Source organism: Bacteroides stercorirosoris (genome assembly GCF_900142015.1).
GTDB classification, from domain to species: domain Bacteria; phylum Bacteroidota; class Bacteroidia; order Bacteroidales; family Bacteroidaceae; genus Bacteroides; species Bacteroides stercorirosoris.
Window position 1 is genome coordinate 1 of the sequence record NZ_FQZN01000041.1, and the last position, 15,241, is coordinate 15,241.

At 48.5% G+C, this 15,241-nt stretch carries 13 protein-coding genes; 7 read left to right on the plus strand and 6 right to left on the minus strand.

The window, feature by feature from the left end:
* Window positions 1-310 precede the first annotated feature (310 nt).
* From BUC01_RS21550 to BUC01_RS21560, 3 genes are all read right to left on the minus strand, one after another.
* Window positions 311-1,456: a cytochrome d ubiquinol oxidase subunit II gene (locus tag BUC01_RS21550; RefSeq protein ID WP_025834231.1), complete on the minus strand. Its 1,146-nt coding sequence runs from the start codon at window positions 1,454-1,456 to the stop codon at window positions 311-313.
* Between the two features lie 62 nt (window positions 1,457-1,518).
* A complete protein-coding gene (locus BUC01_RS21555; RefSeq protein ID WP_073314867.1) occupies window positions 1,519-3,069 on the minus strand; it encodes a cytochrome ubiquinol oxidase subunit I in 1,551 nt (516 codons plus the stop codon).
* Between the two features lie 53 nt (window positions 3,070-3,122).
* Window positions 3,123-3,365: a DUF4492 domain-containing protein gene (locus BUC01_RS21560; protein WP_025834233.1), complete on the minus strand. Its 243-nt coding sequence runs from the start codon at window positions 3,363-3,365 to the stop codon at window positions 3,123-3,125.
* A gap of 261 nt (window positions 3,366-3,626) precedes the next feature.
* Between BUC01_RS21560 and BUC01_RS21565 the strand changes: the two genes are divergently transcribed.
* The 6 genes from BUC01_RS21565 to BUC01_RS21590 all read left to right on the plus strand — a co-directional run bounded on the left by BUC01_RS21565 (window position 3,627) and on the right by BUC01_RS21590 (window position 10,310).
* Window positions 3,627-5,054 (plus strand): TolC family protein, encoded by a 1,428-nt coding sequence (locus BUC01_RS21565; RefSeq protein ID WP_073314869.1) that lies wholly within the window; start codon window positions 3,627-3,629, stop codon window positions 5,052-5,054.
* Between the two features lie 230 nt (window positions 5,055-5,284).
* Window positions 5,285-6,505 carry an efflux RND transporter periplasmic adaptor subunit gene (locus tag BUC01_RS21570; protein WP_073314871.1) on the plus strand — a complete coding sequence of 407 codons (1,221 nt, stop codon included), beginning with the start codon at window positions 5,285-5,287 and terminating at the stop codon, window positions 6,503-6,505.
* A gap of 15 nt (window positions 6,506-6,520) precedes the next feature.
* Window positions 6,521-7,267, plus strand: coding sequence for an ABC transporter ATP-binding protein (locus tag BUC01_RS21575; protein WP_073314873.1), 747 nt, complete (start codon window positions 6,521-6,523; stop codon window positions 7,265-7,267).
* A 12-nt stretch (window positions 7,268-7,279) separates the two neighbouring features.
* Window positions 7,280-8,500 (plus strand): ABC transporter permease, encoded by a 1,221-nt coding sequence (locus tag BUC01_RS21580; RefSeq protein ID WP_025834235.1) that lies wholly within the window; start codon window positions 7,280-7,282, stop codon window positions 8,498-8,500.
* Between the two features lie 44 nt (window positions 8,501-8,544).
* The gene (locus BUC01_RS21585) at window positions 8,545-9,603 is read left to right on the plus strand and encodes a sensor histidine kinase (protein ID WP_025834236.1); all 1,059 of its coding nucleotides are present in this window, start codon (window positions 8,545-8,547) and stop codon (window positions 9,601-9,603) included.
* A 5-nt stretch (window positions 9,604-9,608) separates the two neighbouring features.
* Window positions 9,609-10,310, plus strand: a complete 702-nt coding sequence (locus tag BUC01_RS21590; protein ID WP_025834237.1) for a LytR/AlgR family response regulator transcription factor — start codon at window positions 9,609-9,611, stop codon at window positions 10,308-10,310.
* Window positions 10,311-10,565: 255 nt separating this feature from the next.
* On the opposite strand, the gene BUC01_RS21595 is transcribed toward BUC01_RS21590, so the two are convergent.
* Window positions 10,566-11,618: a linear amide C-N hydrolase gene (locus BUC01_RS21595; protein ID WP_025834238.1), complete on the minus strand. Its 1,053-nt coding sequence runs from the start codon at window positions 11,616-11,618 to the stop codon at window positions 10,566-10,568.
* Between the two features lie 218 nt (window positions 11,619-11,836).
* Here BUC01_RS21595 and BUC01_RS21600 point away from each other — a divergent pair, with 218 nt between their 5' ends.
* Window positions 11,837-12,880 carry a DUF2776 family protein gene (locus BUC01_RS21600; protein WP_025834240.1) on the plus strand — a complete coding sequence of 348 codons (1,044 nt, stop codon included), beginning with the start codon at window positions 11,837-11,839 and terminating at the stop codon, window positions 12,878-12,880.
* Here the strand turns inward: BUC01_RS21600 and pgl are convergent.
* Together pgl and zwf are read right to left on the minus strand one after the other, a co-directional pair.
* Window positions 12,872-13,573, minus strand: coding sequence for a 6-phosphogluconolactonase (gene pgl, locus BUC01_RS21605; protein WP_025834242.1), 702 nt, complete (start codon window positions 13,571-13,573; stop codon window positions 12,872-12,874). The genes BUC01_RS21600 and pgl overlap by 9 nt on opposite strands.
* Window positions 13,570-15,057 (minus strand): glucose-6-phosphate dehydrogenase, encoded by a 1,488-nt coding sequence (gene zwf, locus BUC01_RS21610; protein ID WP_025834244.1) that lies wholly within the window; start codon window positions 15,055-15,057, stop codon window positions 13,570-13,572. The genes pgl and zwf overlap by 4 nt, the downstream gene beginning before the upstream one ends.
* Window positions 15,058-15,241 lie beyond the last annotated feature (184 nt).

Below are 15,241 nucleotides of genomic sequence, written 5' to 3' on the forward strand. Positions count from 1 at the left end.
AAACCTAAACGAGGTTCGATTTCTGAGATTTTTTGTATCTTTACCATGTGTTTTTAGTTTAGATTACCCCCGTTTTGGCCGTCAAACCGTTTTTTAGGGGGAATGCTTAAAGATACAAAAAAGGCAACTAACTCGCAATGAATTAGTTGCCTTAAATTTTATTATTTTAGGAATATCCCTAAATTGATAATTTAATGAAGAATGATGAATGAAGAATGAAGAATTTGGCTGCGCTATGCAAGCATGCCGCAAGGTAATTCTTCATTCTTCATTCTTAGTTCTTCATTTCGCTAAATTATCATTATATTCCTCAATATGCATGTCCCCCGTCCTTCATCTCCTTTTCGCTAATCTTATGTATATCAATGCTTCTCCACGCATAGAAGATATACGCCAGCACAAACGGAACCAAGAAGGAAACATAGAACATCACCCGCAAAGTAAACTCACTGGAACAACTGTTTGCCAGTGTCAGCGAACTTTGAAGGTCGTTCGTAGAGGGATAATAAGCTGTATTGTTATATCCAGCCACAAGCAGCAAAGCAAGCACAGCCAACACCGTACCTATACCCGTAAACCAAATACCTTTATCAAACGTCTTCTTCAGCAAACTCTTTCCAATGCCGAAGAGCACTAATACCACACCGATAAGGAAGATTATCAATACCAGCGGCATTTCTATAAAGTTCGTCAGATACTTATATGGTTCCATAAATATCTCTCCCGTAGTGGGATTCACAGCATACCCATCCGCCAGCAATGTCCGGATGACGAATGCCAGGAAGAACACCAGGAACAACACCGAGTTACCTATCAATGAACGGCGACTGCGTGCCACCAGGTCTTTATCATCAATATTATTAATAAAGTATAGCGCCCCCAGAATACGGGCCAGGAAGAACACCGCCAGTCCCAGCACCACATTCCACAGATTAGTCAGCGCATCCAGCCCATGCCAGCCATTCGCCCAATGACTGATTACCGGCATCACCGTATCTGCCATACTACTCTTGTTGACGTAGAACTCCGACCCCGTAAAGAACGTAGCCACCGCCCCGCCCAACAGCACCGGACCAACCACACCATTAATCACCAGAAATGTCCTGTATGTTTTCTTCCCCAGCAGATTACCCGCCTTGCTCTGAAACTCATAGCTGACCGCCTGTAACACAAAGCTGAACAGGATAATCATCCAAAGCCAGTAAGCTCCACCGAAACTGGTGCTGTAAAACAACGGAAACGATGCAAAGAATGCTCCACCGAACGTCACCAACGTAGTGAACGTGAACTCCCATTTACGTCCCGTAGAGTTCACCATCATCTTTTTGTGCTCTTCCGTCTTACCCAGACAGAACAGAAGCGAATTACCACCCTGCACAAACAGCAGGAATACGAGCAGGGCCCCCAGCAATGATACCACGAACCACCAATATTGTTGTAGAAAAGCGTAGGTCATAAGATTTATGATTTTTGATTTATGATTTATAAGCTAAGAGATTAATGATTTATGATTTAAAATCATAATTCTTTCGGTCCTTTACGTATTTCCCTCAGCATTATACCGATTTCCGCTACCAGCATGATAGTGAACAGCAACAGGAAGATAAAGAACGTGGTCTGCACAGAGCCGACATCCAACTTGGAGATGGCGGCATTTACAGGCAGCATATCCTGTATCGTCCACGGCTGGCGTCCGCATTCCGCAACAACCCATCCCGCCTGCCCGGCAAGGTAACCCAGTGGAATAGTCAGCAGTGCCACCCAATGCATCCACCGCATTTTCGAGAGGTCTTTCTTATAAGAAAGAATAAGCACGACAATAAAGAAAAGTATGAAATATCCACCCAATATCACCATCACGCGGAACGCATAGAACGTCAGCGGCACATTGGGCACCAGGTCGTTCACATCTTTGATATATCCATAACCGAAATAAGCTACATTCTCCTTCAATATTTGCTCAGCCACTTTCATGTCAGCCTCATTGCCTACTTCCATAGCGGCCCGATAAGCGCCGAATGCGGCAATCGCTGTCTTTCCACGCTCTATCTTTTCTTCGGCAGACAAGGCTATCGTGCCATCCTTTTGCCGGTACCCCCCCTCTATCAGATTCGTGATGCCGGGCACAAAGGCATCCGACTTCCTTTCGGCCAGCAATGACAACATCTTCGGTATCTCTATCCTGAACAGGAAAGGATTCACACCGTCATTATATGTTTTCTTCTCCGGATTCAGCATACCGATTGCTACCAATCCGGCCCCCTGCTGCCCTTCGTAATATCCTTCCATCGCTGCCAGCTTCATTGGCTGCGTCTGTGCCACCTGATAGCCCGAACCGTCTCCCGTCCATGCCGAAAGCACAGCCGAAGCCAGTCCCACCCAGGCAGCTATCTTGATGCTTGACAAGGCAAACCGCTTATCCCGGTTCTTCAACAGGAACCAGCAGCTTATCCCCACAACAAACACTGCACCCAGCACCCAACCGGACAACACCGTATGGAAAAACTTATTCACTGCCACCGGTGAAAGTGCCACTGCTGCAAAGTCCACCATCTCATTGCGCCCTGCTGCCGGATTAAACTCCATCCCTACCGGATTCTGCATCCAGGCATTTGCCACAAGTATCCACCAGGCGGAAATCGTGGCGCCGAGTCCTGTCAGCCAGGTAGAGGCCAAATGGAAACGCTTGCTCACCTTATCCCAGCCGAAGAACATCACTGCGATGAACGTAGCCTCCATAAAGAAAGCCAAAATCCCCTCTATGGCAAGCGGCGCACCGAAAATGTCACCTACAAACCAGGAATAGTTGCTCCAGTTGGTTCCGAATTCAAACTCCAGAATCAATCCCGTAGCCACTCCTACGGCAAAGTTGATACCGAATAGTTTCATCCAGAATTTGGCCGTCCGTTTCCAGAATTCATCGCCCGTCCTGTAATACATTGTCTCCATGATGCCCATGATGACTGCCAGCCCCAGCGTTAGGGGCACGAAAATCCAGTGATAGATAGCGGTCAGTGCAAATTGCGCCCTCGACCAGTCAATCAACGAAGTGTCTATGTGCTCAAGCATAAGAAGTAAGTTGTTAATTATTAAATATTAATTATCAATTATTTGCTGTGGGATTAATCGGAAATAGAGGGCGGCGAATCGCCGACGGCACGTTCTATAAGTTCATTGCTGACATAACCTTCCTTGTCGCCGTCCGTGGCAACAGAACTCAGGAAGTTTGGGAAGAAGAAAACACGCAGAATAGCAAACATAATGAAGAGTTTCACCAAAATGATGAACCACAATGTGCGACCCAGCGTCATACTGCGAAAGCCGTCTACGTAAAAGCGCCAGATGCTAAATACGGTATTCTTCATAATAACAAAATTATAATCATTACAAATATAAAACTTATATACATATAAAACAAATAAAAGAGGAAAAAGTTAATTGGTTGGCAGAATTATAGTTCATTTTTTATCAGATATAAGCCAATCTCATCATCAAGCGAAGTTAGTTGTCGGCACAAAAACGCATTCCGACATTGAAAACTTGCAAACCGTCTATTCGTTTTGCAGGTTTTCCCGGTGCCCCATACCTTTGCACAGGTAAAAAACATATTTAGTAATAACAGAGATATGAGAAATGTAAGAAGATTGACAGTGATAACACTATGCGTGGCAAGTGCCTGTGCAGGCAGCTCAACGCTGTGTGCGCAGGAACCTGCTTCTACCGTGCAAACAGAAAGCACGGTGCAGGATGCCACTCTGCAAGACAGTGAACCTCTTCCCTCACAATGGAACCTGCAAACCTGCATCGACTATGCCTTGCAGCACAACATCACCCTGAAACGCAACCGCATCAGTGCGGAAAGTGCCGAAGTGGACGTTAAGACCGCCAAGGCAGCCTTCTTCCCCAGCCTGTCGGCAAGCGTCAGCCAGCGTATCGTAAACCGCCCCAACAGTGAAAGCGGCACCATCATCAGTGGTGACAACATCACCAGCAGTTCGAGCAAGACGTCATACAACGGCAGCTACGGCATCGATGCCAACTGGACACTCTACAACGGCAGCAAGCGTCTGAACACCATCAAGCAGCAGAAGCTGAACAACCGCATCGCCGAACTCAACGTCGCCGAAAGCGAAAACTCCATCGAAGAAAGCATCGCACAAATATACGTACAGATACTTTATGCCGCCGAAGCTGTGAAGGTGAACGAAAACACCCTTTCCGTCAGCCAAGCCGAACGCGACCGCGGACAGCAACTGTTGGAAGCCGGAAGCATCGCCAAAAGCGACCTCGCACAACTGGAAGCACAGGTCAGTACGGATAAGTACCAGTTGGTGACAGCACAAGCCACCCTGCAAGATTACAAACTGCAACTGAAACAACTCCTCGAACTGGACGGTGAACAAGAAATGAACCTCTACCTCCCCGCCCTGGGCGATGAAAGTGTACTGGTGCCGCTGCCCACCAAGACGGATGTGTATCGGGTCGCCCTCACCTTCCGTCCGGAAATAGAATCGGGCAAGCTGAATGTACAGGCATCCGACCTCGACATCAACATTGCCAAAGCAGGCTACATCCCTACCCTGAGCCTCAGCGCCGGCATCGGAACAACGAATGCCAACGGCAACGATTACTCTTTCTCCGAACAGGTGAAGAACAACTGGAACAACTCATTGGGACTGACCGTAAGCATCCCCATCTTCAACAACCGCCAGACCAAGAGCGCCGTGCAGAAAGCCCGCCTGCAAAAGCAAACCAGCGAACTGGACTTGCTGGACCAGCAGAAGACCCTGTACAAGACCATCGAAAGCCTATGGCTGGACGCCAACAGTGCGCAGCAACAATATACCGCTGCCGCAGAAAAGTTGCGCAGCACGCAGGCAAGCTACGACCTCATTCAGGAACAGTTCAACCTGGGTATGAAGAATACCGTAGAGTTGCTGACTGAAAAGAGCAATCTGCTCAATGCACAGCAGGAAACGTTGCAGGCCAAGTATATGGCGATACTGAATGCACAGTTGCTGCGCTTCTACCAGGGAGAAGCGATAGTGCTGTAAATACGTTCCAGAAGTGTATTTCTGTTAAAATATTTCCATGCTCTCCCAGCTTTTCATAATCAGGTGATTATCAGACCGTTTAAAACAAGGTAGAATGAGGTAACGACTGAAACAGGATGAAGTAACGACCGAATGGCAATGAAGTAACGACTGAATAGGGATGAAATAACGACTGATGTGGAAACAAGAGATAAACGTAAAATTAATTCAATAAGTATATCATATAAAGTATGAGCAAGAAAAAAATTATCATTGTAGCAGCCGGAATCATCATAGTGGCCGGCATAGCTATCTGGGTATTGGGCGGAAAAGCCAAAAGCCGGAAAGTGGTGTACGAGACAACCACCGTGGGACGTGCCGACATCTCCAACTCCGTGACCGCCACAGGCACCATCGAACCGGTGACTGAAGTAGAAGTCGGTACACAGGTCAGCGGTATCATCGACAAGTTGTATGCGGACTATAACTCGGTAGTGACCAAAGGGCAACTCATCGCCGAAATGGATAAAGTGACCCTGCAAAGCGAACTCGCCTCGCAAAAAGCCACCTACGACGGTGCCAAAGCCGAATATGAGTATCAGCAGAAAAACTTCGAACGTAACAAAGGCCTGCACGAAAAGCAGCTCATCAGTGATACGGATTACGAGCAAAGCCTTTACAACTATCAGAAAGCAAAAAGTGCCTACGACAGCAGCAAGGCTTCTCTCGCCAAGGCAGAACGCAACCTGTCATACGCCACCATCACCTCTCCCATCGACGGCGTTGTCATCAGCCGTGATGTGGAAGAAGGACAGACCGTAGCTTCCGGCTTCGAGACCCCGACCCTCTTCACCATTGCTGCGGACTTGACGCAAATGCAGGTAGTGGCCGATGTGGACGAAGCTGACATAGGCGATGTGGAAGAAGGACAACGCGTAAGTTTCACGGTGGATGCTTATCCGAACGATGTGTTCGAAGGTAAGGTAACGCAAATCCGCCTCGGAGCTACAAGCAGTTCGAGCAGCACCACCACAACCACTACGGTAGTCACTTACGAAGTAGTCATCTCTGCCCACAACCCCGACCTGAAGCTGAAACCGAGGCTGACAGCGAACATCACCATCTATACGCTGGACAAGCAAGGGGTACTGAGCGTTCCTGCCAAAGCGCTGCGCTTTACGCCTGCCGTTCCACTGGTTGGCCAGGATGCCGTGGTGAAGGATTGCGAGGGCGAACATAAAGTATGGACCAAAGAAGGAAACACATTCACCGCACATCCGGTCAGTATAGGTATTTCAAACGGAATCATGACGGAAATCACAGGCGGTGTCAACGAAGGCACGCAGATTGTTGCCGATGCAGCTATCAGCACCGGTGGCGAACAGGCTGCCATGACCGAAGGACAAGCTGACGGCGAAAGAAGCCCGTTCATGCCTGGCCCTCCGGGAGGAAACAAGAAAAAGAGTAAGTGATAAAAAACGAACTATATGAGTAAAACAGTCATAGAATTGCAAAATATCCGGCGCGACTTCCAGGTGGGCGAGGAAACGGTACACGCATTGCGTGGCGTCTCCTTCTCCATTGCCGAAGGGGAGTTCGTCACCATCATGGGTACGTCCGGTTCCGGTAAATCAACGCTGTTGAACACCCTGGGCTGTCTCGATACTCCTACCAGCGGCGAATATCTGCTGGACGGCATATCCGTGCGCACCATGAGCAAACCGCAACGCGCCATACTGAGGAACCGCAAAATCGGCTTCGTCTTCCAAAGCTACAACCTGCTGGCAAAGACTACCGCTGTGGAGAATGTGGAACTTCCCCTGATGTACAACGCCTCCGTCTCGGCCTCCGAACGCCGCCGCCGTGCCATCGAAGCCTTGCAAGCCGTGGGACTGGGTGACCGTCTGGAACATAAGTCGAACCAGATGTCCGGTGGGCAGATGCAACGTGTGGCCATCGCCCGCGCCCTGGTGAACAACCCTGCGGTAATCCTCGCCGACGAGGCAACGGGTAACCTGGACACACGTACTTCTTTCGAAATCCTGGTTCTCTTCCAGAAGCTGCATGCCGAAGGACGTACCATCATATTCGTCACTCACAACCCCGAAATAGCCCAATACAGCAGCCGGAACATCCGCCTGCGCGACGGGCACGTGACGGAAGATACCGTAAATCCGAAAATCCTCTCGGCTGCCGCAGCCCTGGCAGCGTTGCCGAAGAATGAAGAAGATTAAAAACAAATCATTATGAACGGAACAAACCTTTTCAAAATAGCCCTCCGCGCCCTTGCCAACAACAAGTTGCGCGCGTTCCTCACCATGCTGGGTATCATCATCGGTGTGGCCTCCGTCATCACCATGCTTGCCATCGGACAAGGTTCGAAGAAAAGCATCCAGGCACAGATATCGGAGATGGGCTCGAATATGATCATGATCCATCCGGGTGGTGACACACGTGGCGGTGTCCGGCAAGACGCCTCGTCCATGCAGACGCTGAAACTGACCGACTACGAGTCGCTGCGGGACGAAACCAACTTCCTGGCAGCCGTCAGCCCCAACGTATCATCCAGCGGACAACTCATTGCCGGCAACAACAACTATCCTGCTTCCGTGAACGGTGTAGGTACCGAGTATCTCGAAATCCGGCAGTTGAGCGTGGAAAGCGGTGAAATGTTCACCGAAGCCGACATTCAGAGTGCAGCAAAAGTCTGCATCATCGGTAAGACCATCGTGGACAATCTTTTCCCGAACGGACAAGACCCCATCGGACATACTATCCGCTTCAACCAGGTGCCGCTGCGTGTAGTGGGTGTGCTCAAAGCCAAAGGTTACAACTCTATGGGTATGGACCAGGACGAGATTGTGCTGGCTCCTTACACCACCGTAATGAAGCGTATGCTTGCCGTCACCTATCTGCAAGGTATCTTCGCCTCCGCCCTCTCCGAGGATATGACGGATTATGCGACCGAAGAAGTCACCACCCTCCTGCGCCGCAACCATAAGCTGAAAGAGAGTGACGACGACGACTTCACCATCCGCAGCCAGCAAGAGCTCAGCACCATGCTGAACTCCACTACGGACCTGATGACTACGCTTCTGGCGTGCATCGCCGGCATCTCTCTGGTGGTAGGGGGTATCGGTATCATGAATATCATGTACGTCAGCGTAACGGAACGTACCCGCGAAATCGGTCTGCGTATGTCTGTCGGAGCACGTGGTGTAGATATTCTTTCGCAATTCCTGATTGAGGCCATCCTCATCAGTATCACGGGAGGTATCATCGGAGTCATCATCGGCTGCGGAGCTGCATTTATCGTGAAGAACGTAGCCCACTGGCCTATCTATATCCAAGCCTGGAGCGTATTCCTCTCCTTCGCAGTCTGCACCGTCACCGGCGTATTCTTCGGTTGGTACCCCGCCAAGAAGGCGGCTGATCTGGACCCGATAGAGGCGATAAGATACGAATAAATGAAGAATTCCTCATTCTTCATTAAAATTATTATTTTTGTAACATGATTACGCAAGAACCCAAACCCCGTTGGATTGCAAAAGTCCTCATTCATATTATCGGATGGGGTATCATCTTTGGCTTTCCATTTCTGTTGATGAACCGTAGCGGTTTCTCGATAACCTGGATAGACTACCTGCGTCATGGCAGTGCTGTTCCTATCTCGTTCCTTATCGTGTTCTATGTCAACTATTGTTTCTTCATCCCCCGCTTCTTGTTCGAGGGACGCATCAAACAATATATAATGTTGAACCTGCTACTCATCCTCTGCACCGCCATCGGAGTACACTTCTGGCAGAATTTCATCTTCCACACATTCGCAAAACCCGAAGGTCCCAGACGCCCCGGACCTCCCAGTTGGATATTCATCCTACGCGATATGTTCTCCATGATTCTCACTGTGGGACTGGCTGCCGCCATCCGCATGAGCGGTCGCTGGGTGAATGTGGAAGCCGCCCGTCGCGAAGCAGAAAAAAGCCGCACAGAAGCCGAATTGAAGAACTTGCGTAACCAACTGAACCCGCACTTCCTGCTCAATACTCTGAACAACATCTACGCCCTCATCGCCTTCGACAGCGAGAAAGCCCAGGCTGCCGTTCAGGAACTAAGCCGCCTGTTGCGCCATGTCCTCTACGACAATCAACAAAATTACGTAGCTTTAGGTAAAGAGATGGATTTCATCCGCAACTACATCGAACTGATGCGCATCCGTCTTGCCTCCAATGTGACCGTAGAGACACAAATCGACGTCCGCGCCGACAGCCGCACGGAGATTGCCCCACTCATTTTCATCTCCCTCATAGAGAATGCCTTCAAACATGGCATCTCACCCACCGAATCCAGCTTCATACGCATTCATTTCAGCGAAAGTCCGGGTCAGGTATGCTGTGAAATCACCAACAGCTACCACCCCAAAAACCAAGCTGACAAAAGTGGAAGCGGCATAGGGCTGGAGCAGGTGCGGAAACGTCTCGAACTGACTTATCCGGGTCGGTACGAATGGAATCAGGGAGTGAGCGATGACGGGAAAGAGTATAAATCGGTGTTAAATATCAAATATTAAACCTCATGAACCTGACTTGTGCCATAGTAGACGATGAACCGTTAGCTTTAGGTCTTTTGGAAAGCTACGTCAACAAAACCCCGTTCCTGACATTGACGGGAAAGTATTCCAGTGCCGTACAGGCTATGAAGGAACTGCCGGAAAAGCAGGTAGACTTGCTTTTCCTCGACATACAGATGCCGGAACTCAACGGCCTCGAGTTCTCTAAAATGGTAGATTCACATACACGCATTGTGTTCAGCACTGCTTTCGAGCAATACGCTATCGATGGCTACAAAGTAAATGCCTTGGATTATCTGCTGAAGCCCATCTCCTACGTAGACTTCTTGCAGGCAGCCAACAAAGCCGTGCAGTGGTTCGAACTATTACAGCAGCCGAAAGATGAAATTGAAAGCATCTTTGTGAAGAGTGACTATAAATTGGTGCAGATAGAGCTTAAAAAGATACTCTATGTGGAAGGTTTGAAAGATTATGTCAAGATTTATACAGAAGACAATCCTCGCCCGATCTTGTCACTTATGAGTATGAAGTCGATGGAAGAATTATTACCGGCTTCCCGTTTCATGCGGGTTCACAGATCTTATATTGTACAGAAAGAAAAAATACGAGTCATTGATCGCGGACGCATTGTGTTCGATAAAACGTATATCCCCGTCAGCGACAGTTATAAACAGGTATTTCAAGCGTTCTTAGATAAAAGAAGTTAGGAAATAACATCTATTTGTCGATAAAATATCTGAATTTGTCGACAAAACATATTTTCCTATTGCATATTAAAAAATGTTTTTTTATCTTTGCATCGAACAGATAAAGGAAGTTGTGAAACTTCCCCCAATAGAATAGTTTAGTTAAGTCTAGTTTAGTTTTTGTGTGAAAGTGCTTCCCCGTTAGAGAACGATAAGGAAGCACTTTTTTATTCACTCTAAGCATCTACACGCAATTAACATACCGGCAACTATCACTTACTCTACTCCTAAGAATTTGAAAGGTTTCGTACTGACAAATTCTTTCGCCGTATTTCCCGCATACGTCTTACCGGAAACAAGATTCAACATCTTAACCGAAGCTCCTTCAGAGAAATTCACATCTCTGAAATCAACCCAAAATACATTAGGATATAGAGTAGACTCAAAGTAATAAATCTTATTCTTCTGGTCAGAAACAGTTCTCCAGCGTGTTGACGATATATTCGGTTGGTCAGGAGTGCTGATACCGAACGGAACGGAAGTATTGCGTATCACACTGAACACACTGGCTAAAGCAGTACGTGTATCTTCCGTCTTAGGAATTGCATTTATATAGAAAGAAGCTCTCACAAAACGGTCGGCGGCACGGTTGGTTCCCGGCAGGAAAGTAGTCCCACCGATGTTTTTCCAATAATCATCGAGTGCCAGTTGCTGATCGAAAACAGGCGAGTTGGTCATCACCTGATAAGAGCGGTTATGATGAATGTTCAGTTTGCCGTCGATATATTCGAAGATTGCATTATCTCCGGTAGCGTCTGAGACCGAAAGATGGAGGGTAGCCATTCGCGTGCCGTCGGGCATCATATCCGATACTACATCGAAAGTATTTTTCTCTATCCCGGCAACAGCCTCATCCACTGTTGCAAAGTTATCGAGCATATACTGCACCCAGGCAGCTATGGACAAAGCCGGCCTTTCTCCATTCCATTGCGGATAAGTGGATTCCGCCAACCATAATAAATTGGCAACAAGTCCTTTTTCGTTCATCCCGTCAGTGCTGCATATGTCATAAGCCGAAGTCACGACGCTGCCGTATTTTGATTTCCAGCGCATCGGGTCTTTCCCCACCTCACCGTTACGTTCCATACCTCGTGGAAAAATCCAGAGGTTGCTGCGGGTATCTTCTTTCCAGTCCATAGTGCGGCCTGTGATTATCATATTATTCACCCCCTGATAAACCACACGGGTGCATGCCTTTAAAGAGTCAACTGATATTCCGAAGAACACAGCTACTGACAACACAATTGAATATACATTGATTTTGCTCATAATTGCTTGATATTAAGTTACTGAATTATACATAATACAACAAAGATATAGGAAGTAAAGTTCTCAAAAAAAATACAAAGTTGGCATAGTTCAGGCGATTAAGCGGACAAAAATATTCTCGCACGAAAGTAATCTTCCCAAAACAAATAAATCTTAAAAAAGAAAACAAACCGTAACGAACTCTGTTGGAAGGGGAAACTCTAAAAAATGTAACAGTTATGAATTACGGTATTAGTATCCTTTTCAGGGCTATCCCATTGCTGATGGCCCTTTTTTGTTTTGGTTACGGAGCCTTTGTCATTGACACGGGAACGGACATGAACCGCTTCGTTGCCGGCCCTGTGGTGTTTTCATTAGGTATGATATGCATAGCGCTGTTCGCTACGGCAGGAACTATCATCCGGCAAATCATCCACACCTATAGTACAGCGGCTAAATATGTTCTGCCCATCATCGGTTATCTGGCAGCCGTACTGTGCTTCATCGGGGGAATGAACTATATCAACGACGGCACAACTGTAGCCCACTTCGTTGCGGGACACGTCATCTGCGGGGTAGCATTCATCACTGCTTGCGTAGCCACTACCGCCACTTCTTCCACCCGCTTCACGCTCATCACCCAGAACTCGAAACGGACCGACCACGCCGCACCGGCAAAGGCTTTTTCTTCGGCACAAGGGGATATTCTGATTATCCTTGCCATTATTTTCGCCATCAGCGTATGGGTATGGACATTCTGGCTATTGGGACAAAGTGATATTCACAACGCCTACTTCGTGGCAGGACACGTAATGGCGGGACTGGCATGTATTTGTACAAGTCTGGTTGCACTGGTCGCAACCATTGTCCGCCAGATACGTAACGGATATACGCATGCTGAACGGAAATGGTGGCCTGCTCTCGTATTGGCAATGGGTACTCTGAGTGTACTTTGGGGACTTTGGATTCTGACCGACATCGATCCGGCAAAGTCTTCCATCGGCTATATTATGATAGGTCTCGGTTTAGTCTGTTACAGTATCTCCAGCAAGGTCATCTTGTTGGCTGTCATCTGGCGGAATGTCTTTAAACTGGCAAACCGTATTCCGCTTATTCCGGTACTTACCGCACTGGCTTGCCTCTTTCTTTCCGCTTTCCTTTTTGAGATGACTACGATGAATGATGTCTACTTCGTCCCTGCACGCGTGTTGGCAGGATTAGGCGGCATCTGTTTCACATTGTTCTCTATCGTCAGCATCCTCGAAAGCGGGACGTCAAACTGACGCTAGTTCATCCATGAATACTTCTACGTTCCAGGCATGATGCGCCACGTAAGCGGCCGGACCGGTATCGCCCGAATCCAGGATATCCCGCACCACGTTGGCCTTGTTCCTGCCTGTAACGAAGAAGATCAGTTGCCTGGCATTGAACAGCAAACAGCCGGTCATGGCTATACGTTTCTGGCCGTTATAAGGATTCACACTCAGTTCATAAGGATGGAAAGACGAAAGCAAATATTCCTGTCCGGGAAAAATGGACGAAGTGTGACCATCCTCTCCCGCTCCCAACAGAACAATATCAAAAGCCGGAAAGCCATGCCAGAGGGGAACGTTGCAACGCACTATGCGCGAATAACTGTTCGCCTCGTTATCGGGCCGGTTACTTCCATCTATGGGGAAAATGTACTCGTCAGGCATCGCAACCTTATCCAACAACAGGCGGCGCATAGTGCCATAATTGCTTTCCGAGTCTTCGGCAGGTACACAACGCTCATCCACCCAATAAATACGCATACGCACCCAGGGAGTGACATCTTTAAACTCCTCCGCCCACAAATCGAACATGAGCGAGGGCGTGCTGCCCCCGCTGAATGCGATGTGGAAAATCTTGTCAGGTTCTTCCTCCATCAAGCCAATGAGGTGCTTAATGAGGGCACGCGCCGTCTCGACAGCTGTACTATATATATAAGTTTTCATAACTCACAATATTGATCTGTATTCGTCAAATTCTTACAAGGATTGGTCCAGTCGGCACCGTGCTCGTGCATCATGGCTTCGCTCTCCAAAGGGCCCCATGTCCCGACGGGATAACCGTAGAGAGGTGCATCGGGATATTCGCTCCAATAGCGCAGCACAGGGTCGAAGAAACGCCAGGAAGCCTCCACGGCATCACTGCGGGTGAAGAGTGTGGGATCGCCCTGGATGCAGTCTTCTATCAGACGGGCATAAGCATCGCCCGTAGCTTGCCCGCCCAGCTGGTCGTAGCTGAAATCCATCATCACCTGCTTCACATCGAACCCCGGTCCGGGCACTTTCATGCCGAACTTCAGTACGATGCCCTCATTGGGTTGCAGGCGGAGGATCAGTTTATTAGCCCGCGGACAGTGTCCGCCATGGCAGTGAAACATCTGGTGCGGCGTTTCACGGAAATGCACTACGATTTCCGTTACCTTAGTAGGCATTTGCTTTCCCGTACGGATATAGAAAGGTACGCCGCTCCATCGCCAGTTGTCTATTCCTATCTTCATGGCGATGTAAGTTTCAGTGCGCGAGTCGGCGGGAACGTTTTTTTCTTCGCGGTAGCCCTTTTTAGAACCGGAAGCCGTGTATTGCCCGCGGACTATATGTTCATTCAGATCTTCTTCTGTCAGAGGTTTCAGTGACTCGTAGACCTTCACCACTTCATTACGGAAATTGTCGGCAGTGAAAACGGCAGGCGGTTCCATAGCAGTGAGGGCCACCAGTTGGATAAGGTGGTTCTGCACCATGTCGCGCAGGGCACCTGTACCATCATAGAAACCGCCACGCTGCTCGATGCCGAGATTCTCGACGGCGGTGACTTCCACATAATCGATGTAATTACGGTTCCACAACGGCTCGAAAATACCGTTGGCGAAACGGAATGCAAGGATGTTTTGTGCCGTCTCCTTGCCGAGGAAATGGTCGATACGGTATATCTGCCGTTCCTCAAAGACGGAAGCATATATTTTATTCAGTTCTTGTGCGGACTCCAGGTTGTAACCGAAAGGTTTCTCGACAATGATGCGGGTATGCTCGCGGTTCAGCCCTGCTGTTTTCAGATGCAAGGGAATGACACCATAAAGTGAGGGAGGCGTGGCAAGATAGAACAACAGGTTGTCCGGTTCCTTTTCACCGGTGATTACCTGCAGGCGCTGGTCCAGCGTCGCATAACCTTCTTCTTTGGCAGGGTCTATGCTGAGATAATGCAAGTGGGTGCAAAACTCCTTCATCCCTACCTCAGCAGGAGTGACGAAGTGTTCCAGTTCGTTCAGGATATAGTCTCGATAGGTTTCGTCTGCATATTCAGTACGGCCGATACCCAGAATAGCGAATCCCTCCGGCAGGCGGTTATCCTTGTAAAGGGAGTAAAGGGCCGGCATCAGTTTGCGTTTTGTCAGGTCGCCCGAGGCGCCGAATATGATCATTACAAATTTACTCATAGAATCTTGTTTTTTTTGATTAGCTCATACAGCTAAATAATTAACTGACTATCTCAATTCCCCTCCTCCCGGGAGGAGGGGTGCCCAAAGGGCGGGGTGGTAGGTAAAAAAACTTACTCCTTATTTCTAAATAGATACACTTTTCTACCTACCACCTCCCCCTACGGGTACTCCTCCTCCCGGG

Bases quoted from the DNA above. Each gene is read 5' to 3' on its own strand.
- pgl (WP_025834242.1), bottom strand. From the start codon at position 13,573: ATGAAAACTTATATATATAGTACAGCTGTCGAGACGGCGCGTGCCCTC.
- BUC01_RS21575 (WP_073314873.1), top strand. From the start codon at position 6,521: ATGAGTAAAACAGTCATAGAATTGCAAAATATCCGGCGCGACTTCCAG.
- BUC01_RS21565 (WP_073314869.1), top strand. From the start codon at position 3,627: ATGAGAAATGTAAGAAGATTGACAGTGATAACACTATGCGTGGCAAGT.
- BUC01_RS21595 (WP_025834238.1), bottom strand. From the start codon at position 11,618: ATGAGCAAAATCAATGTATATTCAATTGTGTTGTCAGTAGCTGTGTTC.
- BUC01_RS21570 (WP_073314871.1), top strand. From the start codon at position 5,285: ATGAGCAAGAAAAAAATTATCATTGTAGCAGCCGGAATCATCATAGTG.
- BUC01_RS21550 (WP_025834231.1), bottom strand. From the start codon at position 1,456: ATGACCTACGCTTTTCTACAACAATATTGGTGGTTCGTGGTATCATTG.
- BUC01_RS21580 (WP_025834235.1), top strand. From the start codon at position 7,280: ATGAACGGAACAAACCTTTTCAAAATAGCCCTCCGCGCCCTTGCCAAC.
- BUC01_RS21555 (WP_073314867.1), bottom strand. From the start codon at position 3,069: ATGCTTGAGCACATAGACACTTCGTTGATTGACTGGTCGAGGGCGCAA.
- BUC01_RS21560 (WP_025834233.1), bottom strand. From the start codon at position 3,365: ATGAAGAATACCGTATTTAGCATCTGGCGCTTTTACGTAGACGGCTTT.
- BUC01_RS21600 (WP_025834240.1), top strand. From the start codon at position 11,837: ATGAATTACGGTATTAGTATCCTTTTCAGGGCTATCCCATTGCTGATG.
- BUC01_RS21585 (WP_025834236.1), top strand. From the start codon at position 8,545: ATGATTACGCAAGAACCCAAACCCCGTTGGATTGCAAAAGTCCTCATT.
- BUC01_RS21590 (WP_025834237.1), top strand. From the start codon at position 9,609: ATGAACCTGACTTGTGCCATAGTAGACGATGAACCGTTAGCTTTAGGT.
- zwf (WP_025834244.1), bottom strand. From the start codon at position 15,057: ATGAGTAAATTTGTAATGATCATATTCGGCGCCTCGGGCGACCTGACA.